The sequence below is a fragment of the Streptococcus parasanguinis ATCC 15912 genome, from assembly GCF_000164675.2.
Taxonomy (GTDB): Bacteria; Bacillota; Bacilli; order Lactobacillales; family Streptococcaceae; genus Streptococcus; species Streptococcus parasanguinis.
The window spans coordinates 537,913-562,816 of record NC_015678.1 but is presented as its reverse complement, the minus strand read 5'-3'; the positions used below and the strand labels follow the sequence as shown (position 1 = coordinate 562,816).

General features: G+C 35.7%; 23 protein-coding genes. All 23 read left to right on the top strand.

From position 1 onward, the window contains the following. Positions 1–18 precede the first annotated feature (18 nt). Complete coding sequence (locus tag HMPREF0833_RS02775) at positions 19–1,377, top strand: APC family permease (RefSeq protein WP_013903609.1); 1,359 nt, start codon at positions 19–21, stop codon at positions 1,375–1,377. Between the two features lie 39 nt (positions 1,378–1,416). Beyond that, positions 1,417–2,529 (top strand): agmatine deiminase, encoded by a 1,113-nt coding sequence (gene aguA, locus HMPREF0833_RS02770; protein WP_013903608.1) that lies wholly within the window; start codon positions 1,417–1,419, stop codon positions 2,527–2,529. Between the two features lie 102 nt (positions 2,530–2,631). Continuing rightward, the gene (locus HMPREF0833_RS02765) at positions 2,632–3,435 is read left to right on the top strand and encodes a glycoside hydrolase family 2 protein (protein ID WP_013903607.1); all 804 of its coding nucleotides are present in this window, start codon (positions 2,632–2,634) and stop codon (positions 3,433–3,435) included. A gap of 493 nt (positions 3,436–3,928) precedes the next feature. Then, positions 3,929–5,461, top strand: coding sequence for a helix-turn-helix domain-containing protein (locus tag HMPREF0833_RS02760; RefSeq protein ID WP_013903606.1), 1,533 nt, complete (start codon positions 3,929–3,931; stop codon positions 5,459–5,461). A gap of 89 nt (positions 5,462–5,550) precedes the next feature. Next, positions 5,551–6,225: a PIN domain-containing protein gene (locus HMPREF0833_RS02755; protein ID WP_013903605.1), complete on the top strand. Its 675-nt coding sequence runs from the start codon at positions 5,551–5,553 to the stop codon at positions 6,223–6,225. A gap of 399 nt (positions 6,226–6,624) precedes the next feature. Beyond that, positions 6,625–7,251 carry a CHY zinc finger protein gene (locus HMPREF0833_RS10965; RefSeq protein WP_013903603.1) on the top strand — a complete coding sequence of 209 codons (627 nt, stop codon included), beginning with the start codon at positions 6,625–6,627 and terminating at the stop codon, positions 7,249–7,251. A 344-nt stretch (positions 7,252–7,595) separates the two neighbouring features. Next, positions 7,596–8,519, top strand: a complete 924-nt coding sequence (locus tag HMPREF0833_RS02740) for a hypothetical protein (protein ID WP_013903602.1) — start codon at positions 7,596–7,598, stop codon at positions 8,517–8,519. Between the two features lie 290 nt (positions 8,520–8,809). After that, positions 8,810–10,741 carry a DnaB-like helicase C-terminal domain-containing protein gene (locus HMPREF0833_RS02735; RefSeq protein ID WP_013903601.1) on the top strand — a complete coding sequence of 644 codons (1,932 nt, stop codon included), beginning with the start codon at positions 8,810–8,812 and terminating at the stop codon, positions 10,739–10,741. 96 nt (positions 10,742–10,837) lie between these two features. Then, positions 10,838–11,086, top strand: coding sequence for a DUF3173 family protein (locus HMPREF0833_RS02730; protein WP_013903600.1), 249 nt, complete (start codon positions 10,838–10,840; stop codon positions 11,084–11,086). Beyond that, on the top strand, positions 11,079–12,290 hold the full coding sequence (locus tag HMPREF0833_RS02725; RefSeq protein ID WP_013903599.1) for a tyrosine-type recombinase/integrase: 1,212 nt from the start codon (positions 11,079–11,081) through the stop codon (positions 12,288–12,290). Before HMPREF0833_RS02730 ends, HMPREF0833_RS02725 begins: the two co-directional genes overlap by 8 nt. A gap of 214 nt (positions 12,291–12,504) precedes the next feature. After that, positions 12,505–12,948, top strand: coding sequence for a hypothetical protein (locus HMPREF0833_RS02720; RefSeq protein WP_013903598.1), 444 nt, complete (start codon positions 12,505–12,507; stop codon positions 12,946–12,948). A gap of 147 nt (positions 12,949–13,095) precedes the next feature. Next, complete coding sequence (locus HMPREF0833_RS02715) at positions 13,096–13,548, top strand: hypothetical protein (RefSeq protein WP_013903597.1); 453 nt, start codon at positions 13,096–13,098, stop codon at positions 13,546–13,548. Positions 13,549–13,656: 108 nt separating this feature from the next. Then, positions 13,657–14,106 carry a hypothetical protein gene (locus HMPREF0833_RS02710; RefSeq protein WP_013903596.1) on the top strand — a complete coding sequence of 150 codons (450 nt, stop codon included), beginning with the start codon at positions 13,657–13,659 and terminating at the stop codon, positions 14,104–14,106. Positions 14,107–14,283: 177 nt separating this feature from the next. Further along, positions 14,284–16,020: an ABC transporter ATP-binding protein gene (locus tag HMPREF0833_RS02705; protein ID WP_041818478.1), complete on the top strand. Its 1,737-nt coding sequence runs from the start codon at positions 14,284–14,286 to the stop codon at positions 16,018–16,020. A gap of 13 nt (positions 16,021–16,033) precedes the next feature. Beyond that, entirely contained in the window at positions 16,034–17,803 is a 1,770-nt protein-coding gene (locus HMPREF0833_RS02700) for an ABC transporter ATP-binding protein (protein ID WP_013903594.1), read from the top strand. Between the two features lie 153 nt (positions 17,804–17,956). After that, positions 17,957–18,481, top strand: coding sequence for a GNAT family N-acetyltransferase (locus HMPREF0833_RS02695; protein ID WP_013903593.1), 525 nt, complete (start codon positions 17,957–17,959; stop codon positions 18,479–18,481). A 340-nt stretch (positions 18,482–18,821) separates the two neighbouring features. Beyond that, positions 18,822–19,823: a DUF3137 domain-containing protein gene (locus HMPREF0833_RS02690; RefSeq protein WP_013903592.1), complete on the top strand. Its 1,002-nt coding sequence runs from the start codon at positions 18,822–18,824 to the stop codon at positions 19,821–19,823. Beyond that, positions 19,820–20,371, top strand: a complete 552-nt coding sequence (locus tag HMPREF0833_RS02685; RefSeq protein WP_013903591.1) for a LemA family protein — start codon at positions 19,820–19,822, stop codon at positions 20,369–20,371. Before HMPREF0833_RS02690 ends, HMPREF0833_RS02685 begins: the two co-directional genes overlap by 4 nt. A gap of 145 nt (positions 20,372–20,516) precedes the next feature. Beyond that, complete coding sequence (locus HMPREF0833_RS02680) at positions 20,517–21,593, top strand: aspartate-semialdehyde dehydrogenase (protein ID WP_041818205.1); 1,077 nt, start codon at positions 20,517–20,519, stop codon at positions 21,591–21,593. A 138-nt stretch (positions 21,594–21,731) separates the two neighbouring features. Next, positions 21,732–22,667, top strand: a complete 936-nt coding sequence (gene dapA, locus HMPREF0833_RS02675) for a 4-hydroxy-tetrahydrodipicolinate synthase (protein WP_041818201.1) — start codon at positions 21,732–21,734, stop codon at positions 22,665–22,667. A gap of 176 nt (positions 22,668–22,843) precedes the next feature. Further along, complete coding sequence (locus HMPREF0833_RS02670; protein WP_006597242.1) at positions 22,844–23,182, top strand: ATP cone domain-containing protein; 339 nt, start codon at positions 22,844–22,846, stop codon at positions 23,180–23,182. Between the two features lie 113 nt (positions 23,183–23,295). Further along, positions 23,296–24,147 (top strand): ribosome biogenesis GTPase YlqF, encoded by an 852-nt coding sequence (ylqF, locus tag HMPREF0833_RS02665; protein WP_041818199.1) that lies wholly within the window; start codon positions 23,296–23,298, stop codon positions 24,145–24,147. Then, on the top strand, positions 24,134–24,901 hold the full coding sequence (locus HMPREF0833_RS02660; RefSeq protein ID WP_013903587.1) for a ribonuclease HII: 768 nt from the start codon (positions 24,134–24,136) through the stop codon (positions 24,899–24,901). Before ylqF ends, HMPREF0833_RS02660 begins: the two co-directional genes overlap by 14 nt. The last annotated feature ends 3 nt before the right edge of the window (positions 24,902–24,904 follow it).

Here is a 24,904-nt window from a genome sequence, read left to right as displayed (position 1 = left end):
TAAAGGAAGGAGAAAAAAATGGAAGAAAAGAAAAAATTTAGTTTGTTTACTACAGTATTAACTGTAATATGTGTAGTATTTGTTGCAGAAGCTGCAGCTCCAGTTGCAGCGATTGGGAATTCTCAATTCTTTTGGTGGTTATTTTTATTAATTGCTTTTTTGTTACCATACGGATTGATTTCAGCTGAATTAGGTACTACTTATATAGGTGATGGTGGAATCTATGATTGGGTGACGAAGGCGTTTGGACACCGATGGGGCTCAAGGACCTCCTGGTATTATTGGATTAATTTTCCATTGTGGTTAGCATCACTAGCTGTTATGACTCCAGGGTTGTTGACAACGATTACAGGTGTTGAGTTTTCGATGTTCTGGACATTATTAATTGAACTTGTATTTATTTGGTTGATTATATGGATAAGCTTTTATCCCGCAAGTGATAGCGTATGGATCCTCAATGGTGCGGCAATTATAAAGATGATATTAGCACTATTAGTAGGAGTCTTGGGATTATACATTGCCTTTACAAAAGGAATGGCTAATAAAATTACGTTGGATTCACTTTTACCATCATTTGATTTAAACAGTCTATCATTTATTTCTGTTATTATTTTTAATCTACTTGGTTTTGAAGTTATTTGTACGTGTGCGGATGATATGGAGAATCCTAAAAAACAAATACCTCAATCTATAATTGTTGCAGGTCTAGTTATTGCGGCTATTTATATATTTTCTGCATTTGGTATTGGGGTAGCGATTCCAGTTGATAAAATTTCTACTAGTAGTGGTATGATGGACAGCTTTAAACTTTTGACCGGATCAGAAAATGGATGGTTTATAATTTTAATGGCATTTCTGTTCTTACTAACTCTTTTTGGAAATATGATTTCATGGTCATTAGGAGTGAATAACACGGCATGTTATGCTGCTGAAAATGGAGATATGCCGAAGTTTTTTGCAAAACGTAGTAAAAAGAATAACATGCCAATTGGATCAGCTTTAGCAAATGGTTTTGTTGCAACATTTGTAGTAGTCATTGCACCAATATTGCCAAATCAGGATCTGTTTTGGGCGTTCTTCTCATTGAACCTTGTTATGTTCCTACTTTCTTATATACCAGTTTTTCCAGCATTTTATAAGTTAAGAAAAATTGATCCAGAAACCCCTCGACCTTTTAAAGTAGGAGGAAGTGATCTTATTTTAAAAATTATGGTTGTGATTCCAATTATTATGATTTTGATCTCGCTTTTATTTACAGCATTCCCATTATCTTTTGACGAAGTAACATTAGCTGATAAATTACCTGTAACTATCGGTTCATTAATTTGTCTTATCTTAGGTGAAGTAATTATTCGTGTGAAAAAAATCAAAAAATGATAGTAACTAAATACCAATACAACAAAAGGAGGACTTGAGATGTCTAAACGTATTGTGGGTACAACCCCTAAAGTAGATGGATTTCGAATGCCAGGAGAATTCGAAGAACAAGAACAAATTTGGATGTTATGGCCATGGCGAAATGATAATTGGCGTCTAGGAGCTAAACCGGCTCAAAAAGCATTTTTAGATGTTGCTAAAGCTATTAGTGAATTTGAGCCAGTCTCACTTTGTGTACCACCTCTTCAATTTGAAAATGCTATAGCTCGTGTATCTGCTCTTAATTGTGAAAATATAAGAGTAATCGAGATGACAAATGATGATTCGTGGATTCGCGACTGTGGTCCTACATTTCTTATAAATGATAAAGGTGAACGTCGTGCAGTAGATTGGGAATTCAATGCATGGGGTGGTTTAGTAGATGGACTCTATTTCCCTTGGGATCAAGATGCGCTTGTTGCAAGAAAAGTTTGTGAATTAACAAATACTGATTCTTATAAAACAGATGATTTTGTTTTAGAAGGTGGATCAATTCACGTTGATGGTGAAGGTACAGTGATGGTTACTGAAATGTGTCTTCTTCATCCAAGTCGAAACCCACATTTGTCAAAAGAAGAAATTGAACAAAAATTAAAAGATTATTTGAATTGTGAAAAAGTAATTTGGGTGAAAGATGGAATTGACCCATATGAAACGAATGGTCATATTGATGATGTAGCATGTTTTGTAAAACCTGGAGAAGTTGCATGTATTTACACTGAAGATGAGAACCATCCTTTCTATAAGGAAGCAAAAGCTGCGTTTGATTTCCTAAGTGAACAAACAGATGCAAAAGGCAGAAAGTTAAAAGTACATAAAATGTGTGTTACTAAGAAGCCATGCTATCTTAAAGATGCAGATACGATTGATTTCTCAGAAGGGGCTATTCCAAGAGAGGAAGGAGAAGTTGCAATTGCATCATATTTGAATTTCTTAATAGTTAATGGAGGAATTATTCTCCCTCAATATGGTGATGAGAACGATGCATTGGCGGTTAAACAAGTGCAAGCGATGTTCCCTGATCGTAAAGTTGTTGGAGTTGAAACTACAGAGATTGCATATGGTGGTGGTAATATTCACTGTATTACACAGCAACAACCAGCAACGAAATAACATATGCAGAGTCTGGTAAAGCAGACTCTGTTTTTTCTAATATATCGCATTAAATAGACGGAGGAATATGAAGATAAATTGCTTTACTAAGAGGTATTAGAGATGAAAAATATTAAAGTAGAATATAGCTGGTTGAAAAATTCTGCTATAACAGGAGTCAATCAATTGCCTGAACACTCTGAGCATTATTATTTTGATAAATATGTAGATATAAATCAACTAGACTATTATCAAATAGATAAGATGCACTTAAGCAGAAATTGGACTTACACGAAATCAGATTTCAATGAAAAAAATGGTGATGTCGAATCTACATTGTTAACTTTATTTAATCATTTTAAAGGTGAAGATAAATTAATTACTAAAAATATTTTCTTGAAAATGAAAAGCTTAAATCTTCCCGTGTATATTTGGATGAATGGGGTCTTTGTTGGATTTTCAAAGGGACTTGAACAGTCTATAGAGTTTGAAATTACAAATTTACTATGTTTGGAGGAAAATGAACTTAAAATAAAGGTATGCTCTATTGAAGAAGAAAAACAAAACAATAATGTGATGCTAGATTCAACGGTAGATTCAATCTTAGACAATATTTCGGAGAGCATTATTTATAGTACTCCTAAACTACATGTATATGATTTTAATACTGTATTAGGAAATAGTCAAAATTCTAATAAATCGACATTAACCATTGATTGCTTATTAAATGGATATTCTAATAGCGCTATAATTAGTGTTTATATATATGATAAAGAAAAAAATATTATTTTTAAGGAGAATATAGATTATACTAATAAACTTGAAAAAAGATATGATTTAGATATAAATTATTTAGCGATTTCTTTTGTAGAATTGTTGATAATTGATGATGGAACAATTGTAGAAACAGCAATAACAAAAGTTTAATAATTTATTTTGTGTTTGTACAAACAAGGGGTTAGAATTTAGTAATAGTTAAATAATCCAAAAATTATAGTAGTATAAAGTTTTTTGATAGTGTTAGAAACAAAATGAAAACTCTCTATCTTAATTAAATTCATACAATTACTTTGAAGTCAAAAAAGAAAAAACTGTGTGATGTTGGAAGCAAGTGATCTCGAAACAACCTAAAATAAAACTTTGACAAAATAAGCCTTAAGGAAGTTTGTAAAGAATCAGATTTCTTAAAACGTTAATAAATACGCTAATACTAACTTATATAGACATTCAAGATGACTTTCTTGAATGTCATTTTTATTTTAATATACTTCTGTTAAATCTAAAATTGAGTTATTTTATATTTGATGTAGATTAGTTATTATATGTCAGTTCTATTTTCGGGACCTAAATATCCCAAAAATGATTACTTTATACGTGAAAGTAAGTTATAATTTGTATATCGAACTGAAAGGGAATTGCGATGTGGAAAAAGCAAATTGAAAAACCAACAATTATTAAGAGACAAAAGCATGATAAGTCTTTTAAGAATTACATTAAAGAACTTTCAAAAGAAAAAGATTTTGGTGAACAATTAACAACAAGAGAGTTGGCTAAGAGGGTAGGTATAGACTATGAAATGTTTAGAAAAATTCTCAATAAACGAAAACCAAATCAACCTCGGGATTGTATAATCGCTATTTGTGCAGCATTATTTTGCTCAGTTGAAGAAACAAATAAAGCGTTATTTTATTATGATGATATGCCTAGCCTAGATCCTTCAGAAGGATATAGAGATTATTTTATAAGATCGGCATTAGAAGCGAGTGAGGATAAATCAACTCATTTCGACTATGCATACAAAGGAGTGGAATTAGTAAACAAAATATTAGATGACAATAATTTTTCAAAGTTACGACTATCTAATAAGATTAAAAGTGTAAAATCAAATGAGAACGTTAAAAATAAGATAAAATATATATCGTCAGAAAAATATTCTGAACGTGAGAAATTTAACTCATCATTAGGTGAATTTTATAAACCATATAATTATAGTGTTGGAACAACAATAGAGGTTGATTACCATGGGGAAAGTCAATATATAAGTAAAAATAGTGATAGAAACGAAGTATACATAAAGAGTAAAAATGGTTTTTCTATAAAAGTTTTAGATAAGGAAACTGAAATGTTTAAAGAGTTTTCACCAATAATAGATAATGTGAACTTACAAGAATTAAAAAAGTGTTATGAGGTATTGTATGACACAAGAAATTGGGGATTTAGAAAAAGTGCAAAAATCAAAGATGCTTCAATAGTTGTCTATGGAGAACAATTTAATTACTATATCCCAGATAGGAATGAGTATTTCTATGCTGAAATTAAAAATGGAAAATTTAGTTTTTCTGTTTTTAAGACTACTATGTTTATGAGGGAATATTTGACGAAAGATGAATTTAAAAGTTTTTATTCTAAAAAAAGAAAAGAACACCAAGCAGAAGTTCAAACATTTTATTCTATTAATGAAATAAAGGAATACTGTGAAAAATTACCAAATAATTTTTTTGATGTTAGATATAGTTATATTTCATACTTTGAAATAATGAAAGAAAAACTTGAGAATTTGCTCATTAACATAAAAAACAAGAAGGAATTGATTCGAGATTTCAATGTGTTGCCAGGGGATGACCCATATGAAATTTATTACTTTTTTAATGTCCAAGATGAGTTTGAGTGTATTGAAGAAGAAATTACGAAGCCTGTATTTAAAGAATATAATCCCTTTGAGGAAGATTTAGGATTGAGTGATGATAAAGAGATTGGTTCCTATCTAGGAGAAGAAAAATATATTGAAAGAGTTTCTAAAAAGAAAGAAGCGGTATTTGAATTTAAAAATAAAAAGGTAATTTTAACAAGAGAAGATTTAATTACTGCTTTTGAACTTGGTTTAAACAACATCGAAGATGTATTGAATCTTAAAAGTCAAATTTTAGATTTTGAAACAATTTATGAAAAATAATCATTTGGGACCAAGAAGTCCCAAATGATGTTGATCTCTTTAGATTAATAAAATATAATGATTTTATTAAATGAAGGAGGTTCCCTCTAATGACAAATTTAGAATATGTAAATTCAATAATTCGTTCTAATGACATGATATACATTGATACATCGTCACTTATGAATGTAATGGAACTAAGGAAATTTTTAGAAAGCTATTACCAAATTTTTGTTGACAATAACAAAAGAATAATTGTGACTAGAGAAGTATGTTTAGAAATTTATAGACACTTAATTTCAAAAGTAGAAACGAAACAGTATAAGTCACAAAAAGTTATCGAGGTACTTAAACAGTATAAAGGAATATTTATTTTTGAAGATGAAAATTTGAATGATACCGAGGCAGAACGTGCATTTGCTGATTCAGAACTATTATCACGTATTACTAAAGAAAAAATAAAACATCGCCAGCTTCTTATAACTAATGATAAAAAACTAAGTGTTGATGTATATAATTTAAATAATTTGAATTCCTGTTTAGGAGCGAAAATATCTGTTTGCTACATTTCTCAAGATGGATTGTTGCATAAAGGAAAGACAAAATTAGAAGATAATTTTAATATCGTGAATAATAAGTTGAAGGAAATTAAGATTATCGGACTTTATTATCATGATAAACGCGAGATAAACTTAAAGACAAGAATATTAGATGCTCTTTCTGGGGTATTAGTTGGTACAACTATAACAAAGTATATGCCAAAGTTAATTCGAGCTATACGATAAATTAAGAAAGTCTGTAAATTCTTTCGAATGAAAATTATACGATATTAGAGGAGATACCATGAACTATCAGTTTTATATAATCATAACATTGTCATTATTGGTTTTGATTTTATTTTGTAAGAACTTTATTCTCAGGAAAAAATTTACGCAATACATAATTGATAATAACAAAAGTGACAAAAATAATTCATTTTTGCACGGTTTGAGTTTTTATGAATCTGTAAAAATACTAAATAAAAAGTATAGAATTGGGAAAATAAACGCGTATGTCATTATTAATTCTTTAAATGATAAAGATGTTGAACAGTGATAAGTGAAAAGTTAAAAAATATAAAATGAAAAGTCTTAAGGAATATCCTATTTCGTTAAAATTTTATATTTAGAAGGGTTTGGAGAAAGATGAAATTTATAAATGGGATGAAGGATTTATCACAAGCGATAGTAGATAAAACAGTTGATGTGAGTCAAAAAAGTTTTAAGTGGGTTAAAGATAATCGTGAAGTGATTATAGAATATGCAGCTATTACTATCCTAAAAAGTGTTGTTGAAGTACTAAATGAAGATAGGAATAGGAAAGAAATATATGAGGATGAGTATGATTATAATGAAAGCTATGAATCTAATATAAATGAGTCGAGTTATATAAGTGCTATAAATGATGAACAATTTATGTTGCAGGAATCACAAATAAAAAATAATATTAATTATCCCCAAAACAGAAAATCTCCAGACTGTCATTTTTGCCATAGTAAAAATGGTAAAATCTTCGTTCGAGGAGGAACGGATGAACAAAAGCAGCAATTTATAGAGATGCATCAATTTGTAGGACAATATGTTTGTACTGAATGTGGAAACGACTTTGATGAAGATGATATTGATTGGGAATTTAGCGATCCAGAAACTGGTTTCTATTATTGTAATTTCTGCAGTAATTCGCTTGAGCAGGCTGGAATTGATGCAATGGATCCTGATGGTTTTGGATACGATGATTATGGAAATTGGGATTCTGACCGTTTAGGGTTATAACCTATCTAAGGTCATTAGATAAAATTAATTAAAAAATTTTTTCAAAAAAATTTAAATCCTATGTGGAAGATATTATAATGTGTTTTAAAATCCTTAAAATATCGCTATTTCCGCTATTTTAAAGGGCACTTTGTAAAGTGTCCTTTTTAAATTTTAGTAGAAAATTGAGCAATTTTTGGTAGAAAAAGCGACTTTTTTTGATTTTTCTTTTTTTTACTTTTATCAAAAAATGGCAGACTATAAGTATGAAAAGAAAATTGAGTGCAAGAGAGTTGTAGCTGATCGCTACAACTCTTTTTTTTGCTCTCAAAAATCTTTTCAAATAAATAAAAAGAGGTTATATAATGCCTGTAGATAAAAAAGAGAAAATCGAGAAGATTTTAAATGCACCAACTTTGAATTTGCTAACTTCTGTTAATTTGAAAACAGTTGACAAAGTAAGGGATCCGATCACTAATCGAACTTCGATTCATTTAGAGACTGGTACGATTCATATTGAAAACTTTGATGCTAACAAAGATTATTTCAAACTCCGAGTTTTGAAGATGTTGGATTTATTGATTCTTCTTGTCGGGAAGAAGAACAAATATAAACTAAGTGAAGAAGAGGCTGTTGACTGCTTTGTTGAATTTTCAATTAAACAGTATGCAGAACTGATGGGGAAAAATAATCCAAAAAGTACTTCAACGAAGAAAAATGTACGTCGTATCATTGAAGAGGCATTAAGCTTGCTAAACGATCTTTCTATTAGTACCGCCGAAAAGAGAAAATCGGAAATCAAAGAATTCAAAGATATGAAACTGATTGAGGAATTCAAATGCAAAAAAGGAGTTTATACAGTTCAATTGACTGAAAAATTCGTTAGATATTTAATTACTTCATATGTTAGTAATTTCCCCCTCAGACTTTTTAAAATTGATGAGCGTAGTAAAAATGTTTATTCTATCGCAAAGAAACTAGTCTATCATCAAAGTCTCAATAATAATAGAAAGAAAAAAATTCATGAAGTCATATCAGTTGAAGCTCTATTGAATGTATGTCCTAAAATTCCTGCAATAGAAGAAGTTAGATTGAAAAAAGCTGGATGGCATTCGAGAATTGAGGAGAGCTTAGATAATTCACTTAATAAACTAGTCGATTATAAAATCCTTGTTAGTTGGGAATATAGTAATCCAAATGGTGTACGTTTATCAGATAAACAGTTAGAAATGAAATCATTTTTTGAATTTCAAAAATTTAGAATTCATTTTAAAGTTTCAGGGATTTAAATTCACTGATTTATCGATTTGCTTCGATTAAATCAGGATTTATGTATGGGGTATGTTGAGTTAGAATTTGGGGTATGTTGAATTAGAAATTGGGGTATGTTGATTTTGTAAAAAAATTTTTCATCCTTGGTATAACTGATATTTTAGCGTCTCTGATTTTCAATACTAATAATATTAATAAGCATCATATGCCTTCAATTTTCGTATTGAAGGCAATGATATAATTTTGCCTGTAAAGAAAAAAATCCGGATTTTATTTTTTTACTGGAAATTAAAAAAGGAGTACAAATATGTTTGAAGAAGAAAAATCTTATTTGAAAGCATACATTGACCAAATCTCTGAACCAAGTCGTAAAGGTGGTAAAGGAGCATATATTTGCCCACTTTGCCACAGTGGTGAAGGAAGAAACAGAACTGGTGCTTTTCATATTTACGATGAAACCCAGTGGAAATGTTTCTCTTGCGATAGAGGTGGAGATATCTTTGATCTTATCGGTTATATAGAAGGAATTGATAAATTTAAGGATCAATTGAAGCGTGTCAGAGAGTTGTTTAATCTATCAACTGAATGTGATGGATTCAAGAACCAGAGAACTGAATTTTTAAATTACAATGCTGTTTTTCCTTTAAAGGGAGAAGAGAAAAAAGATAATTATTCAAGTTTTTATAATGAGGCAATAAAGCATCTTTGTGAAACTGACTATTTTCTTAAACGAGGGTTGAGTTTTCCAACAGTCCAACAGTTTAAAGTCGGCTATGTAAAAAAATGGAAGCATCCCCATGTGACTAATCCAAATGTCCCTGAAACTCCCAGATTAATTATTCCTTTAAGCGAGAGTTGTTATTTTGCTCGTGATACAAGAGAAATTGTACCCGAACCTCAATTGAACTATACTAAACAGAAAGTGGGAGGGAGCGATATTTTTAATAAAAGCGAACTCTTCAAAAAATCTGCGGATCCAATTTTTATTGTAGAAGGCGAAATAGATGCCATGAGCATCGTTGAAGTTGGTGGAAAGGCAGTAGGACTCGGGAGCATTGGAAATATAAAAAAACTAATTAATCTTGTTTCTGATCTAAAAATTGATCGTACATTCATTCTCTCATTAGATCAAGACGAAAAGGGGAGAGAGGCTGAACTAAAATTAGCAGAGCAGTTTAGAAATAAGAAAATTAAATTTATTTCTTTCAAATTAACTATTGATGATGTAAAAGATCCTAACGATATGTTAGTGAAAAATAAAGGAGTATTTAACAAAATGGTAGAATATGCAATCAATCAAACAAAAAGTGAAAAAGAGCGGTATCTTGAATATTCAACAGCTAATCATCTTCCGAAGTTTTTTAATGATATTACGAATGGTTCAAATACTTCATGTGTTAAAACAAATTTTGAAGGTTTAGATGATCTATTGGAAGGTGGTCTTTACGAAGGCTTGTATTGTGTTGGTGCAATTTCCTCCCTTGGAAAGACAACATTTGTAACTCAGATTGCTGATCAAATTGCAGCACAGGGAACAGATGTTTTGATTTTTAGTATTGAAATGTCGAGATGGGAAATAATTAGTAAAAGTCTTAGTCGTCACACTGTTATCGAATCTATTGCCTCTAATAGTGATATCAGAAATGCAAAAACAGCACGAGGAATTACTGAGGGAAGTAGATATGCAGGTTACAGCACCCCAGAGATTGATTTGATTAAAAAAGCTGGAGAAAATTACTCTCAATACTGCAAAAATATTTACATTGTCGAAGGTACTGGACCTATTGGTGTGGAGCTAATTCGGAAAACTGTTGAAAATCATCTCAAATATACTGGAAAAGTACCTGTCGTTATTATTGATTACTTACAGATTCTATACCCGGTGAATGAACGATTTACTGAAAAACAAAACACAGATAGATCGGTAATAGAATTGAAAAGGATTAGCCGAGACTTTAAAACACCAGTAATTGCTATTTCTTCTTTTAATAGAGAAAACTACAAATCTGTTGTAAGTATGCAGTCTTTCAAGGAGAGCGGAGCAATCGAGTATTCTAGCGATGTTTTGATTGGACTACAACTTAAGGGGACTGGACCAGCAAATTTTGATGTTAATGAAGCTAAGTCGAGAAATCCTAGAGAAATTGAGCTAGTGGTTTTAAAAAATCGTAATGGAAGAACTGGCATTAAGATGGAATTTGACTATTATGCGATGTACAATTATTTTAAAGAAAAGTAGTATAAGGCTTTTGGTTAATGATCTAATTTGTTGAATTACTCTAAGCCTTATCAAAAGATGGAAATCTCTGTAATTAAGAATTAGAAGGAAGAGATAATGCAAACAATAAATCATACAGAATTAATGAAATTAGGTTTTCCTGAACATACGGCACGGGATATTATAAGACAAGCCAAGTTAATTGCTGTCCGACAATTTGAAGAATCTAGAGCTTTATCAAATAATGTGGTAGAATTAAGTAAATCACCTTTTGACAATTCTCGTCTTAATTTAGCTCCTACTTATATTGTAGAAGAATTACTCGGTTTTAAGTTGCTTTCTGAAAGAAAGGAACAAAATGAGTAAAAAATATAAATGCGTAAGTCGAAATAAGAAAGGAAAAATTTACTATGAGGTTGAATTCAGTGTAGATCCATCTACGGGTGACCGAAAGAGATTTAGGGTTAAATCTTATAAAGATCAATTCGGGATTGATTTTAAAACAGAAAAGCAAGCCTTTGACGAAGTCTGTAGGATAAGAACTGAATACAATGCTAAAATAGCTAGTGCTAGTACAAAAAGACCACAATTAGATATTCCATTTTCAAAATTTATGGAAGATGTCTATTTGCCTTATTATAAGAAAACTGTTCAGCCCGTAACCTATCAAACTGCTTATCCTCAGTATAAGACTTTTATTGAAGTTTTTGCTGACAAGAAATTGTCTGAAATCAATGTTCGGGAATGCGAAGATTTTAGATTATCTTTAATGGAAGACTACTCTCCAAACTACGCAAAAGGACTTTGGTGTAAACTGAAGAAGTGCTTAAATTATGCAGAACGCTTGGAATACATCGAGAATAATCCTTGTCGAAAGTTAGACAATCCTAAAGGAGAAAAACCGAAAACTGAATTTTGGACTGTAGAGGAACTTGATAAGGTATTAAAAACTTTTGATCAGACAGTTTATGAAGAGAGGCAGTTTTATACGGCTATCTGGCTTTATTTTATGACGGGGATGCGAGTCTCTGAGGGTCTTAGTTTAAAGTGGTCAGACATAGATCTTAAAAATAAGGTTATTCATATTCAATCTACCCTCGAATATCAAGGGAATGGGAAATACGTTCGAAAAGAGCAGACAAAAACTAGGGCAGGAATGCGTTTCTTAGAAATAGATGACGAAACTGTTAAAGTGTTGCAAAATTGGAGAACTGTACAAGTGTATAATAGAGAAGATAATTTCGTATTAGCACGGTTTAACTCTCCAATGAACAAATCTACCTTAAGTCGAATGTTAAAAAGGCATGCACTAGTGGCTAAGGTTCCGGTTATTACTGGGAAAGGTCTACGTCATAGTCATGATTCATTTATGATAAACGTTCTAAAAAAAGATGTTTTGTATGTCTCGGCTCGTTCAGGAAGAACGGACAAGGCTACAACACTAAACACCTATTCTCATTTCTATGATAGACAAGTTGTTACTGGTGGTGCTGAGATAACAGAGGCATTAGGAGAGCTGGGATTAACTGCAAATCCCGCCACAATCCCGCCAAGTAAAGAAACCAAGTAAAAAATAGCTGTGTGAGAACAACTAAAGCAACGACGCTTCAGTTACTCTTAAATAATAGAGTTTCCAATCAAAATGAAAACCGAGGTTTAGGTCTCGGTTTTTTTGTGCATTCTTTCTTTTATACCTTTTACAAGTCCCGTATCATCAAATATTTCATTGAGATACGAAAATATTGTTGCTATAATAGGGATAATCTATGAAATAAGGAGAAGGTATGAAAAATTTTAAACAGATTCTTTTGGCTTTAGTTGCTGTTTTTGCACTAGTCTTCTTGGTAGCCTGTGGTCCAAAAAGTGATAATGGGACTTATGTATTCGAACCTACAACAGAAGAAGTGAGGGAGATGCTACCAAGTGAACTTGCTTATATTATCACAGATGATTATAAATTTAGGGTTTCTATGATCATTAAGGACAAAAAAGGGGTTATAAAGGTTCAAATAAAATCAAATGTTCAAAATACCAATCAACCCTACGATTTTAAGGTTGATCAAAAAGCTAAAACAATTATATTGGAAAGTGAATATAGTAAGACTAAAATTACTTATCAAATTTCTGGTGGGGTATTAACTATTAAAAATATAAGTGATTCTGGCAGGAGTAATTCCGACACCTTTATAAATTTCATAAAATTTGCAAAGTTTAAAAAGATCAAATAAAAGAAATGGTAGGTACGGATCCTGCCTTTTTAATCGTTAAATATTAGTTGATAAATATATTACAAGAGTGTTACATTTGTAATATTTCATTGCCGTGTGTCTGAATTGTTGTTATAATTGGTTTAATCTAATTAAAAAGGAGAAGTTATGAAAAACTTTAAACGTATTCTTTTGGCTGTAGTAGCTGTTTTTGCAGCAGTCCTCTTGGTGGCATGTGGTGCCAAAAGTGACAACGGGACTTATGTCTACAAACCTGCAAAATCTGAAGTGAAGGAAATCCTTGAAGAACAAGGTGCTCCAAGTTCAAGTGTTGATGCATTGATTGACAATGTTAAATTGGAAGTTTCAGTGACCATTAAAGATAAAACAGGTAGCCTTAAAATTAAAGGTGAAATGATGGGACAAAAAACAGACCAATCATTTGATATGAAAGTTGACCAACAAAAGAAAACTCTCCAATCTAAAACAGGTGAAGGCGAAAAGGTTAAATACAAAGTATCTGGAGATGTGTTCACTTTTGATTTATCTGGTGAAAAGAGTTCAGGTCATGAAGCCGCTTTGGAAATGTTCAAAAACGCTAAATTCAAACGTACAAAATAATACAAGAGAAGGGCAGAGAGTATCTGCTCTTTTTCTTCTTTAAAACATCTTGAATCGGTATTAAAATAGTGGTAAAATCAGATTATAAAATACATTAGGAGATTGATTATGAAAAATATTAAACGTATTCTTTTAGCTTTCGTTGCAGTTTTTGCAGTAGTCCTCTTGGTGGCATGTGGTGCCAAAAGTGATAATGGGACTTATGTCTACAAACCATCAAAAACAGAACTCAAGAAAATTCTTGAGGAGCAGGGCTTATCAGGTAGTCAATTAGAGTCTATTGGAGACGTTATTAATTTTGAAGTTTCTATTAAGATCAAAGATTCAAAAGGAACCCTCAGCATCGCGGGTGAAGTCGCTGGTCAAAAGAATGAGCGATCTTATGATGTCAAAATCAATCAAAAAGAGAAAACAATCGCGTCAAAAGATGGTAGTGGAGAAAAGATTACATACAAGGTCGATGGTGACTATTTGACATTTGATCTTTCTAAGTTAAGTAATAGCAACCAAGGGGATCTTATGATTCTTAAAAATGCTAAACTCAAACGCACAAAATAATGAAAGTGAAGAGCGGGGAAACCTGCTCTTTTGCTTTACTTTTATGACTGGTTTGATATAATGAATGAGACTACAGATGGGACTGGGGCAGGAATGATTTTCTTTGAAAATGATTTCGTCTCGCTCCCTCTTTTCTGTGTGATCAAGGAAATTATTTATGGAAAAGGAGAAACATCTATGCTATATATTTGGTCTTACTTGAAAAAGTATCCCAAGTGGCTAGCCCTGAATCTATTTTCGGCGGTCCTGTTTGTTATTGTCAATTTGGGCTTGCCAACGATTCTAGCTCGCATGATTGATGAGGGGATTAACCCGCGTGATGTGAATCGGCTGTATTTCTGGGGCTGGGTCATGTTTGCGATTATTTTGCTTGGGATTGTGGGGCGGATTATCTTGTCTTACGCGGTTGGCCAGCTAACGACCACCATGGTGCGCGATATGCGCAATGACCTCTATGCCAAGTTACAGGAGTACTCGCATCGCGAGTATGAGCAAATCGGAGTATCGTCATTGGTCACTCGCTTGACTTCGGATGCCTTTGTTTTGATGCAGTTTGCGGATTCTATGTTGAAGATGGGGGTCATCACACCCTTGATGATGGTTTCCAGTGTTCTCTTGATTCTGACAACTAGTCCTTCTTTAGCGTGGATTGTAGCGGTTTCTGTACCATTTCTTGCTGTCGTCGTCTGGTATGTAGCAGTCAAGACACGTCCACTTTCCGAGAAGCAACAAAAGACACTCGACCATCTTAACCAGTTTGCGCGTGAAAATTTGACAGGACTTCGTGTGATTCGTGCCTTTGCCCGTGAAGAATTCCAGGAAGAGAAATTTGCAGCTGAAAATGCAGTCTACGCAGAAAACTCGAATAAATTGTTCAAACTAACTGGTTTGACAGAGCCCTTATTTGTGCAGATCATCATTGCTATGATTGTGGCGATTGTCTGGTTTGCTTTGGATCCTCTTCATGACGGTAGTTTGAAAATTGGGGATCTGGTTGCTTTTATTGAGTATAGCTTCCACGCGCTCTTGTCTTTCCTCTTTTTAGCCAATCTCTTTACCATGTATCCTCGTACTGCGGTTTCTAGCCGTCGTCTCAAGGAAATCATGGACATGCCCATTTCGATTGATCCGAATGAGAATGGTGTAACAGAGACAGCATCTCGTGGCTATTTGGAATTTGACAATGTCACCTTTGCTTATCCAGGTGAGACGGAGAGTCCAGTTCTTCACAACATTTCCTTTCAGGCCAAACCTGGCGAAACGATCGCCTTTATCGGATCGACAGGTTCTGGGAAATCTTCACTTGTGCAGTTGATTCCTCGATTCTATGATGTAACACTTGGAAAGATTTTGGTCGACGGCGTGGATGTACGTGACTACAATCTCAAGGCCCTTCGCCAAAAGATCGGTTTTATTCCGCAAAAGGCCTTACTCTTTACTGGAACCATTGCTGAAAACCTTCGTTATGGGAAAGAAGACGCATCTGTACAAGAGCTAGAACAAGCAGCAGATATTTCCCAAGCTAAGGAATTTATTGACAGTCGCGAGGAAGGCTTTGATACGCATTTGGCAGAAGGTGGAAGCAACCTTTCAGGTGGTCAAAAACAACGCTTGTCCATTGCTCGTGCTGTTGTCAAAGATCCAGATGTCTTTATTTTTGATGATTCCTTCTCTGCCTTGGACTACAAGACGGATGCCACTTTACGGAAGCGTCTCAAAGAAGTCACAGGAGATGCGACTGTCTTGATTGTAGCGCAACGTGTGGGAACCATTATGGATGCGGATCAAATTATTGTCTTGGACCATGGAGAGATCGTTGGTAGAGGAACCCACGATGAATTGATGGAAAGTAATGAGATCTATCGTGAGATCGCTAATTCGCAGCTCGATAGTCCATCATTGACAGAAGAATAGAAAGGAGAAGCAGATGAAACAAGAACAAAACAGTTTTAGTAGACTATGGACTTACTTGAGAGCCTATCGCTTGGAAGTTTGCTTGTCCATTTTCTTAAAAATCCTGAGTGTCGTCATGAGTGTTGTCGAACCCTTTGTTTTGGGGCTTGCTATTACGGAGTTAACAAAAAATCTCATGGATATGGCAAAAGGCCTTTCGGGAGCAAGTCTGAATACCTCCTATATCGCTATCATTATGACGCTCTATCTATTCCGTGGGGTCCTCTATGAGTTGGGATCTTATTATTCCAACTATTTTATGACCAATGCTGTTCAAAAGACCGTTCAGGACATGCGAAATGATTTGTCTCATAAAATCAATCACATTCCGGTTTCCTATTTTGACCGGCATCAGTTTGGTGATTTGTTAGGACGTTTTACTAGCGATGTCGAAACAGTCTCGAATGCCTTGCAACAGTCCTTCTTACAAATCGTTAATGCCATCTTTACCTTGCTTTTTGTCATCAGCATGGTCTTATTCTTAAATATCCAGCTGGGTCTAGTGGTCATCCTGTCCATTCCAATCACTTATTTCAGTGCTCGATTTATCATGAAAAAATCTCAGCCTTACTTTAAAGAGCAGGCAGATGTTTTGGGGGCAATGAACGGCTTCGTTCAAGAAAATTTAACAGGTTTCAATGTCCTTAAGCTCTATGTCCGAGAAAAATCTTCCCAGGAAGAGTTTCATGATATTACCCATCATCTACAAAAGGTAGGATTCAAGGCCAACTTCATTTCCGGCTTAATGATGCCGATTTTAAATGGAATTTCAGATTTGACCTATCTGATGATCGCTTTGATGGGTGGCTTGCAAGTGTTAGCAGGTCGTTTGACAGTCGGGAATATGCAGGCTTTCGTCCAATATGTCTGGCAGATCAATCAACCCATTCAAAACTTGACCCAATTGGCCGGTCAACTCCAGAGTGCTAAGTCGTCTCTAGATCGGATTTTCCAAGTCATGGATGAACCAGATGAAGTGGCAGATGTGACAGAAATACTCTCTGGAGATTTGACAGGTCAGGTTAGCTTTAAACATGTTGATTTCCAATATGTAGTGGATAAACCCTTGATTCGTGATTTTAACCTAGAAGTGAAACCAGGTGAAATGGTGGCTATTGTCGGTCCTACCGGAGCAGGTAAAACAACCCTGATTAATCTGCTCATGCGCTTTTACGACGTGACTGCGGGATCGATTACGGTGGATGGTCATGATATTCGCCATCTGTCTCGCCAAGATTACCGTAAGCAATTTGGGATGGTCCTTCAGGATGCTTGGTTGTACGAAGGAACCATCAAAGAAAATCTTCGTTTTGGTAACCTAGAAGCAACGGATGAAGACATTGTTGAAGCTGCAAAGGCAGCCAATGTCGATCACTTTATCAGGACACTTCCTGGTGGTTACAATATGGAAATGAACCAGGAGTCTAGCAATATTTCTCTAGGCCAAAAGCAACTCTTAACTATTGCGCGTGCGCTCCTTGCTGATCCTAAGATTTTGATTTTGGATGAAGCGACGTCTTCTGTCGATACGCGTTTAGAGCTCTTGATTCAAAAAGCTATGAAGAATTTGATGAAAGGGCGGACTAGCTTTGTCATTGCTCACCGCTTGTCTACCATTCAAGAAGCAGATAAAATTCTTGTCCTCAAAGATGGACAAATCATCGAACAAGGAAACCACCAATCCTTGTTGGCAGACAAAGGATTCTACTATGAGCTCTACAATAGCCAGTTTTCAAGTAAATAAGCTAATTAATCTAAAAAGCTTGAGACAGATTTCTCAACTTTTCTCTATTTAATTTCTTTTGCTAAAAAGTGAAACAATAAGTTCATTACAATCCTTCATTGACAGTAAGAAGCCTTATCGGTATACTAGGTGTAATTTATTTAGGAGGGCACCATGATTATTCGACCCGTTCAGATTAGTGATGCAGCGACTATCCGAGCGATTTACCAACCTTATGTGACAGAGACAGCCATCACCTTTGAGGTCGATGTGCCGACTGTCCAGGAATTTGAAAGACGCATCACAAAAACGCTACCCAAATTTCCTTATTTAGTCGCAGAAGTTGATGGGAAAGTTGTGGGTTATGCCTATGCCTCGACCTATTATGCACGGGCTGCCTATGATTGGACCACTGAATTGTCTATTTATATAGCGAAAGAGGCGCGTGGACAAGGGATTGGATCAGCTCTTTATACTGCCTTAGAAGAGGAGTTACAAACACGAGGCTACTTACGCTTTCTGGCTTGTATCGCAGTTCCTAACGAAGCGAGCATTTCCATGCATAAAAAGCGGGGCTATATTCAAGTCGCTCATTTCCCAAAAATTGGCTATAAGTTCAACCAATGGCATGATATCGTCTGGATGCAAAAGACGATTGAAGGGCTTGTGAAAAGCCTTGAGTGGCAAAAAACAAGATAGGTGGCTCTTTTGTACGATTTAAAAGCAAGCACCTCACTTCTTGACAGTTTGTGGATATTCATGGTAAAATAACTACATGCGATGAGTCGATTGGCTCCTTGGAGCCTTTTGCGCTGAGGAGGTCTACATTCAATTGTAACGCAGGAGCGGACCTTGAACAGTTGTGTGAACCGGCTGTTCTCACCGAAAGGTGCCTCGAATCCTGATCTTCGGATCAGGATTTTTTAATACCTTGAAAGACACTAAATTATTTTTAAAACTATTATAATACAGTTGCTATGTAAAAATATTGGTGTTACAATATAGTAAAGTTTATTGCGTCTGAAAGGAGTGGAGGATTTTGGGAGATATCTATCATTCTAATGGTCCTGTATCTACAGACCATTCGCATAAAATTGAGGAGCTAGAAAACTCCAAACAATTTCAGGATGCAATCGGATTAATCCGAGAACAAATGAAGAACAATCTACAATGGAATGTTTTCCGATCTTTTGGTATTATTTGTGCCATATTGTCTCTCGTTTTATTGCGTTTTGCAGCTATTCCTTTGATCCTTTTAGTTGTTGGTTTGTATTATTGGCCACAATATAAAAAACGAAAAGCCTTGTTTGGGGATCGAATTCGATCGAACGATGAGATCTATCTAGATGATATCCTGTCGCCTGTATTAAAGGAAGTTTTTCCTCAGGCTTCGATAAAAGAGGATGGTTCCATCCCCTCTGAAGCTCTCACGCATTTATGTCCTCGGTCGACTGATTTTCTATGTTTCAAACAGCTATCATTTCATGATGACAAAGAGCTGACAGTGTCAAATCTCTATGCTCATCATACTGAGACTCGTCAACGGACATCCAATGGACATACGAGAACGGAACATGTGGAAGTCACAGATTTCTGCGGACAAGTATTCTTTTTAAACCTACCAATTCATTTCTCAGGTCATCTTCGTGTCGTTCCGACGAAGAAATCATTCCTTTTTAATAGAGAGATAAATGGGGATTATCCAGGAGCCAGAGGAAATGAGGTGCAGATTGAAACAGAGGATATTCGCAATAACGAAAATTACAATATTTACTGCACGGATGAACTGTCTGCCCGAAAATTTCTCACCCCTAAGATGTTAGAATGGTTTGATCGACAAATTTCTCAAAATGCCATGTGTGTATTTTTGAAAGACAAGAAACTTTTTATTTCTTTGTATACCGATCGCTATATCTTTCCGACTCCTCAAAAACCGGAAGATATTGATCAACTATCTTTGGTGACTGAATATCATAAATTATGCAGAGAACTGGCTTTAATTAAAGAAATAACAGCAATTTTTGAAGGAGAAACATCATGAATCTCATTATCGGCTTAATCATATTTGTTGCCCTATTGGCTATTTGGTTTATTAGTGTAGGAAATCGCCTCAATCGCTATCTAGTGACCATTGAAGAATCAAAGAGAACCGTTGATATCGTTCTCGTAAAACGCTATGATACCATTTCGGAAATGCTAAAAGTAGCGAAAGCTTATGCCAAACATGAACAACAGCTTTTTACCGATTTAGTTGCTTTACGCCAAGGAGCGACTATTCAAGAATCCAACCAAGTTATTACCAATCAAAATGATGTCTTGGCACAAATTCGTGCAGTCGGTGAAAACTATCCAGAGCTCTTGTCTTCTAACCAATTCTTGGCCTTGCAAAAGGAAATTGCTGACGAAAATGAAGATCTTGCTGCAGCGAAGCGAATTGTTAACAGTAATGTCTGCCACATCAATCAAGAAATTGTTTCATTTCCGGCGTCTATCGTAGCAGGTGTAAAGGGGATCCATCAAGTTCCATTTCTTGCTGAAGAAACACAAGGTAAGAAAGATTTAAGTGACTTGAACTATGACCTTAATTAAAGAACTATTTATTATAAATAACCATTAAAAATCCTGGTCTTAGAATCAGGATTTTTTCCTACTGTTGGTACTTTTCATTTATGCCAAAAAATTGTATAATAGTACAAATACTCAATTTTTAGAAAATTTTGAAAGAGGATTTACTATGGGATACACAGTTGCTGTTGTCGGTGCTACAGGTGCCGTTGGTGCTCAAATGATCAAAATGTTGGAAGAATCAACTCTTCCAATCGATAAGATTCGCTACCTTGCGTCTGCACGTTCTGCAGGAAAAGTCTTGCAATTTAAAGGGCAAGATGTAACCATTGAGGAAACGACTGAAAATGCTTTTGAAGGGGTTGATATTGCCCTTTTCTCAGCTGGTGGTTCAACATCTGCGAAATATGCACCTTATGCTGTGAAAGCAGGCGCAGTAGTGGTTGATAACACTTCATATTTCCGTCAAAATCCGGATGTCCCATTGGTTGTTCCTGAAGTGAATGCACATGCGCTTGATGCTCATAACGGCATTATCTCTTGTCCAAACTGTTCAACGATCCAAATGATGGTCGCTCTTGAGCCAGTTCGTCAAAAATGGGGCTTGGAACGTATCATCGTGTCAACTTACCAAGCTGTTTCAGGTGCCGGTATGGGAGCTATTCTTGAAACCCAACGTGAGTTGAAAGAAGTTTTGAACGATGGGGTCAGCCCACGCGATGTCAAAGCGGAAATCTTGCCATGTGGTGGTGATAAAAAACACTACCCAATTGCTTTTAATGCTCTTCCACAAATCGACGTCTTCACAGAAAACGACTATACTTACGAAGAAATGAAGATGACAAATGAAACCAAGAAAATCATGGAAGATGAGAGCATTGCTGTTTCAGCAACATGTGTGCGGATTCCAGTCTTGTCAGCTCACTCAGAGTCAGTCTATATTGAAACAAAAGAAGTGGCACCAATTGACGAAGTAAAAGCTGCTATTGCGGAATTTCCAGGTGCCGTTCTTGAAGATGACGTTGCTCACCAAATCTATCCTCAAGCAGTTAATGCTGTCGGTTCACGGGATACTTTCGTTGGACGTATTCGTAAAGACTTGGATGCTGAAAAAGGGATCCACATGTGGGTGGTTTCAGATAACCTCCTCAAAGGTGCCGCTTGGAACTCCGTTCAAATCGCAGAAACACTTCACGAACGTGGACTCGTACGTCCAACAGCTGAATTGAAGTTTGAATTGAAATAGGGAGCAAAACAGAAATCAGTAACTCGAAGAGTTTGATTTTTCCTTAGCTAACTAGCAAATCAACTTGTTTTATGAACAGATCATGAGGCAAAGGCAAGCATGCCCCAGCCTCTTTCTTATATAGAGAAAGGTTTTTCTATGTCTTATAATGATTTAAAAGATTGTAAAATTATCACTGCATTTATCACCCCCTTTCATGAAGATGGGACCATTAATTTTGACGCACTTCCTGCCTTGATCGAGCACCTCTTGGCTCATCATACAGACGGGATTCTCTTAGCTGGAACGACTGCGGAAAGTCCAACCCTGACCCACGATGAGGAATTGGAACTCTTTGCGGCTGTTCAAAAGATTGTCAATGGCCGAGTTCCTTTGATCGCTGGTGTCGGAACCAATGAAACTCGTGATTCGATCGAGTTCGTTAAAGAAGTGGATGCTTTTGGTGGCTTTGCAGCAGGATTGGCTATCGTTCCTTACTACAACAAACCATCTCAAGAAGGTATGTATCAACACTTTAAAGCCATTGCGGATGCATCCAATCTTCCGATTATTATCTACAATATTCCAGGGCGCGTGGTAGTGGAAATGACTCCTGAAACCATGCTTCGTTTGGCAGAACATCCAAACATTATAGGGGTTAAAGAGTGTACAACTCTTGCCAACATGGCCTACTTGATTGAACACAAGCCAGAAGAATTTCTCGTCTATACAGGTGAAGATGGAGATGCTTTCCACGCTATGAATCTTGGTGCAGATGGAGTGATCTCAGTGGCTTCTCATACAAATGGAGATGAGATGCATGAGATGTTCCAAGCCATTGAACACAACGATATTAAAAAGGCAGCGGCCATCCAACGTCAATTTATCCCTAAAGTCAATGCTCTCTTTTCTTATCCGAGTCCAGCTCCTGTCAAAGCTGTCTTAAACTATATGGGCTTTGAAGCGGGGCCAACTCGTTTGCCATTGGTGCCAGCACCGGCAGAAGATGCGAAACGCATCATCAAGGTTGTAGTGGATGGGGATTACCACGCGACCAAAGAAATCATTACGGGAGTTTTAAGACCAGATTACTAATATTTTATTGTAGAAAATGTGTTTGAATAAAAATAACTTAACTTCCCAATCAATGAATCTATTTTTTGAAAGACCTTTGATTCTTTGTAAAAAAATTATATAATAAAGTAGTAGGTCTTCATTTCTTTATAAAGGAAATGGAGTGTTCATGAAAATTTAAAATAAAGGAGACTCCGATGGAAGTCATTAAACGTAGTGGAGAAGTAGTTGAATTTGATCCAGATAAAATCTACCAAGCGGTTTTAAAAGCAGCTCAAACGGTTTATGTTTTGACAGATGATTTGCGTCAAAACTTGGCCCAAGTCACTAAGAAAGTAGTGATGGATTTAGAAGAAGCAAAAGTAGAACGTGCAACCATCAGTATGATCCAATCAATGGTTGAGCACCGTTTGCTTGGTGCAGGCTATATTACTATCGCGGAGCATTATATTTCTTATCGCTTGCAACGTGATTTGGAGCGTAGTGGCTACGGAGACCACATCGCCGTCCATTTGCATTTTGAACAAATTCGCTAGAATATAAAATAGAAGTTACTTCGGTAGCTTCTTTTTAGTATTTTTATTAATCTCTGAGAATTCTAGAAAACATGGTATAATAGAAGAGATTGAACTGGAAAGGAATGGAGAACATGGCAACTATACAATGGTTTCCTGGACACATGTCCAAAGCTAGAAGACAAGTACAAGAAAATTTAAAATTTGTGGATTTTGTGACGGTTCTGGTAGATGCTCGTTTGCCACTATCAAGCCAAAATCCTATGTTAACGAAAATTGTTGGTGATAAGCCTAAATTAATGATTTTAAACAAGGTAGACTTGGCCGATCCTGTGGCGACAAAAGAATGGCAGGACTATTTCGAATCACAAGGGATCAAAACCCTAGCCATTAACTCCAAAGAGCAATCTACGGTTAAGAAGGTCACAGATGCTGCTAAGAGTTTGATGGCCGATAAAATTGCCCGTCAAAAGGAACGAGGGATTCAGATTGAAACCCTTCGGACCATGATCATCGGGATTCCTAATGCTGGGAAATCAACTCTGATGAACCGCTTAGCGGGGAAAAAGATTGCTGTTGTTGGGAATAAACCAGGGGTGACTAAGGGGCAACAATGGTTGAAAACGAATAAGGATCTTGAAATCTTGGATACTCCAGGGATTCTCTGGCCCAAGTTTGAAGATGAAGAAGTGGCTTTAAAGCTTGCTTTAACAGGCGCCATCAAGGATCAGTTGCTTCCAATGGATGAAGTGACAATCTTTGGCCTTAACTATTTTAAAGAGCACTACCCAACTGTTTTGCAGGAACGTTTTAAACAAATGGATCTGGAACAAGAAGCTCCTGAAATCATTATGGAAATGACCCAGAAATTAGGATTTCGTGAAGATTACGACCGTTTTTACCAACTCTTTGTCAAAGATGTTCGCGATGGTAAATTGGGACGGTATACGCTGGATCGCGTAGGGGAAATTGATGGCAACCATTAAGGAAATTAAAGAGCAATTAGCAAATATCCAGCGGTTAGACGATCCTTTATTGACTGAATTGGAACAGGATAGCCGATCTGGTGTGATCCAAGCGATTGCAAAGCGAAAAAAAGAAATCCAAAAACGTTTAGATGAAGATGAACGTTTGGAAGGAATGCTGGCCTATGAAAAAGAATGTTATGCGCGTGGGATGGAGCTCATTGCAGGAGTGGATGAAGTGGGACGTGGCCCGTTAGCAGGACCAGTTGTTGCTGCTGCCGTGATCTTGCCGAAAGCTTGTAAAATTCCGGGACTCAACGATAGTAAAAAGATTCCAAAATCCAAACACAAGGAAATCTATGAGGCTGTGCTCCAAAACGCCGTTGCGATCGGAATCGGCATCAAGGACAATCAAGTGATTGATCAGGTTAATATCTATGAAGCTACGAAGCTAGCCATGATGGAGGCCATTGGTCAGTTAGAGCCTCAACCCCAGCATCTTTTGATTGATGCCATGAAGTTGGATCTTCCTATTTCCCAAATTAGTATCATCAAAGGGGATGCTAACTCCTTATCCATTGCTGCAGCATCCATCGTAGCCAAGGTGACTCGGGATCAGATGATGGAAGAGTTTGATAAAGAATATCCGGGTTATGATTTTGCGCAGAACGCTGGCTATGGGACAGCTAAGCATCTGGCTGGCCTCGACAAGCTGGGAGTGACTCCTATCCATCGGCGTTCATTTGAACCCGTCAAATCAATGTGTGAGGATTAGGCT

Excerpts from the sequence above, each read along its gene's own strand:
- HMPREF0833_RS02735 (WP_013903601.1), top strand. The coding sequence starts at position 8,810 with ATGTTTGAAGAAGAAAAATCTTATTTGAAAGCATACATTGACCAAATC.
- dapA (WP_041818201.1), top strand. The coding sequence starts at position 21,732 with ATGTCTTATAATGATTTAAAAGATTGTAAAATTATCACTGCATTTATC.
- HMPREF0833_RS02710 (WP_013903596.1), top strand. The coding sequence starts at position 13,657 with ATGAAAAATATTAAACGTATTCTTTTAGCTTTCGTTGCAGTTTTTGCA.
- HMPREF0833_RS02720 (WP_013903598.1), top strand. The coding sequence starts at position 12,505 with ATGAAAAATTTTAAACAGATTCTTTTGGCTTTAGTTGCTGTTTTTGCA.
- HMPREF0833_RS10965 (WP_013903603.1), top strand. The coding sequence starts at position 6,625 with ATGAAATTTATAAATGGGATGAAGGATTTATCACAAGCGATAGTAGAT.
- HMPREF0833_RS02670 (WP_006597242.1), top strand. The coding sequence starts at position 22,844 with ATGGAAGTCATTAAACGTAGTGGAGAAGTAGTTGAATTTGATCCAGAT.
- HMPREF0833_RS02730 (WP_013903600.1), top strand. The coding sequence starts at position 10,838 with ATGCAAACAATAAATCATACAGAATTAATGAAATTAGGTTTTCCTGAA.
- HMPREF0833_RS02765 (WP_013903607.1), top strand. The coding sequence starts at position 2,632 with ATGAAAAATATTAAAGTAGAATATAGCTGGTTGAAAAATTCTGCTATA.
- HMPREF0833_RS02775 (WP_013903609.1), top strand. The coding sequence starts at position 19 with ATGGAAGAAAAGAAAAAATTTAGTTTGTTTACTACAGTATTAACTGTA.
- HMPREF0833_RS02715 (WP_013903597.1), top strand. The coding sequence starts at position 13,096 with ATGAAAAACTTTAAACGTATTCTTTTGGCTGTAGTAGCTGTTTTTGCA.
- HMPREF0833_RS02700 (WP_013903594.1), top strand. The coding sequence starts at position 16,034 with ATGAAACAAGAACAAAACAGTTTTAGTAGACTATGGACTTACTTGAGA.
- HMPREF0833_RS02755 (WP_013903605.1), top strand. The coding sequence starts at position 5,551 with ATGACAAATTTAGAATATGTAAATTCAATAATTCGTTCTAATGACATG.
- ylqF (WP_041818199.1), top strand. The coding sequence starts at position 23,296 with ATGGCAACTATACAATGGTTTCCTGGACACATGTCCAAAGCTAGAAGA.
- HMPREF0833_RS02705 (WP_041818478.1), top strand. The coding sequence starts at position 14,284 with ATGCTATATATTTGGTCTTACTTGAAAAAGTATCCCAAGTGGCTAGCC.
- HMPREF0833_RS02740 (WP_013903602.1), top strand. The coding sequence starts at position 7,596 with ATGCCTGTAGATAAAAAAGAGAAAATCGAGAAGATTTTAAATGCACCA.
- HMPREF0833_RS02685 (WP_013903591.1), top strand. The coding sequence starts at position 19,820 with ATGAATCTCATTATCGGCTTAATCATATTTGTTGCCCTATTGGCTATT.
- HMPREF0833_RS02680 (WP_041818205.1), top strand. The coding sequence starts at position 20,517 with ATGGGATACACAGTTGCTGTTGTCGGTGCTACAGGTGCCGTTGGTGCT.
- HMPREF0833_RS02760 (WP_013903606.1), top strand. The coding sequence starts at position 3,929 with ATGTGGAAAAAGCAAATTGAAAAACCAACAATTATTAAGAGACAAAAG.
- HMPREF0833_RS02660 (WP_013903587.1), top strand. The coding sequence starts at position 24,134 with ATGGCAACCATTAAGGAAATTAAAGAGCAATTAGCAAATATCCAGCGG.
- HMPREF0833_RS02695 (WP_013903593.1), top strand. The coding sequence starts at position 17,957 with ATGATTATTCGACCCGTTCAGATTAGTGATGCAGCGACTATCCGAGCG.
- HMPREF0833_RS02725 (WP_013903599.1), top strand. The coding sequence starts at position 11,079 with ATGAGTAAAAAATATAAATGCGTAAGTCGAAATAAGAAAGGAAAAATT.
- aguA (WP_013903608.1), top strand. The coding sequence starts at position 1,417 with ATGTCTAAACGTATTGTGGGTACAACCCCTAAAGTAGATGGATTTCGA.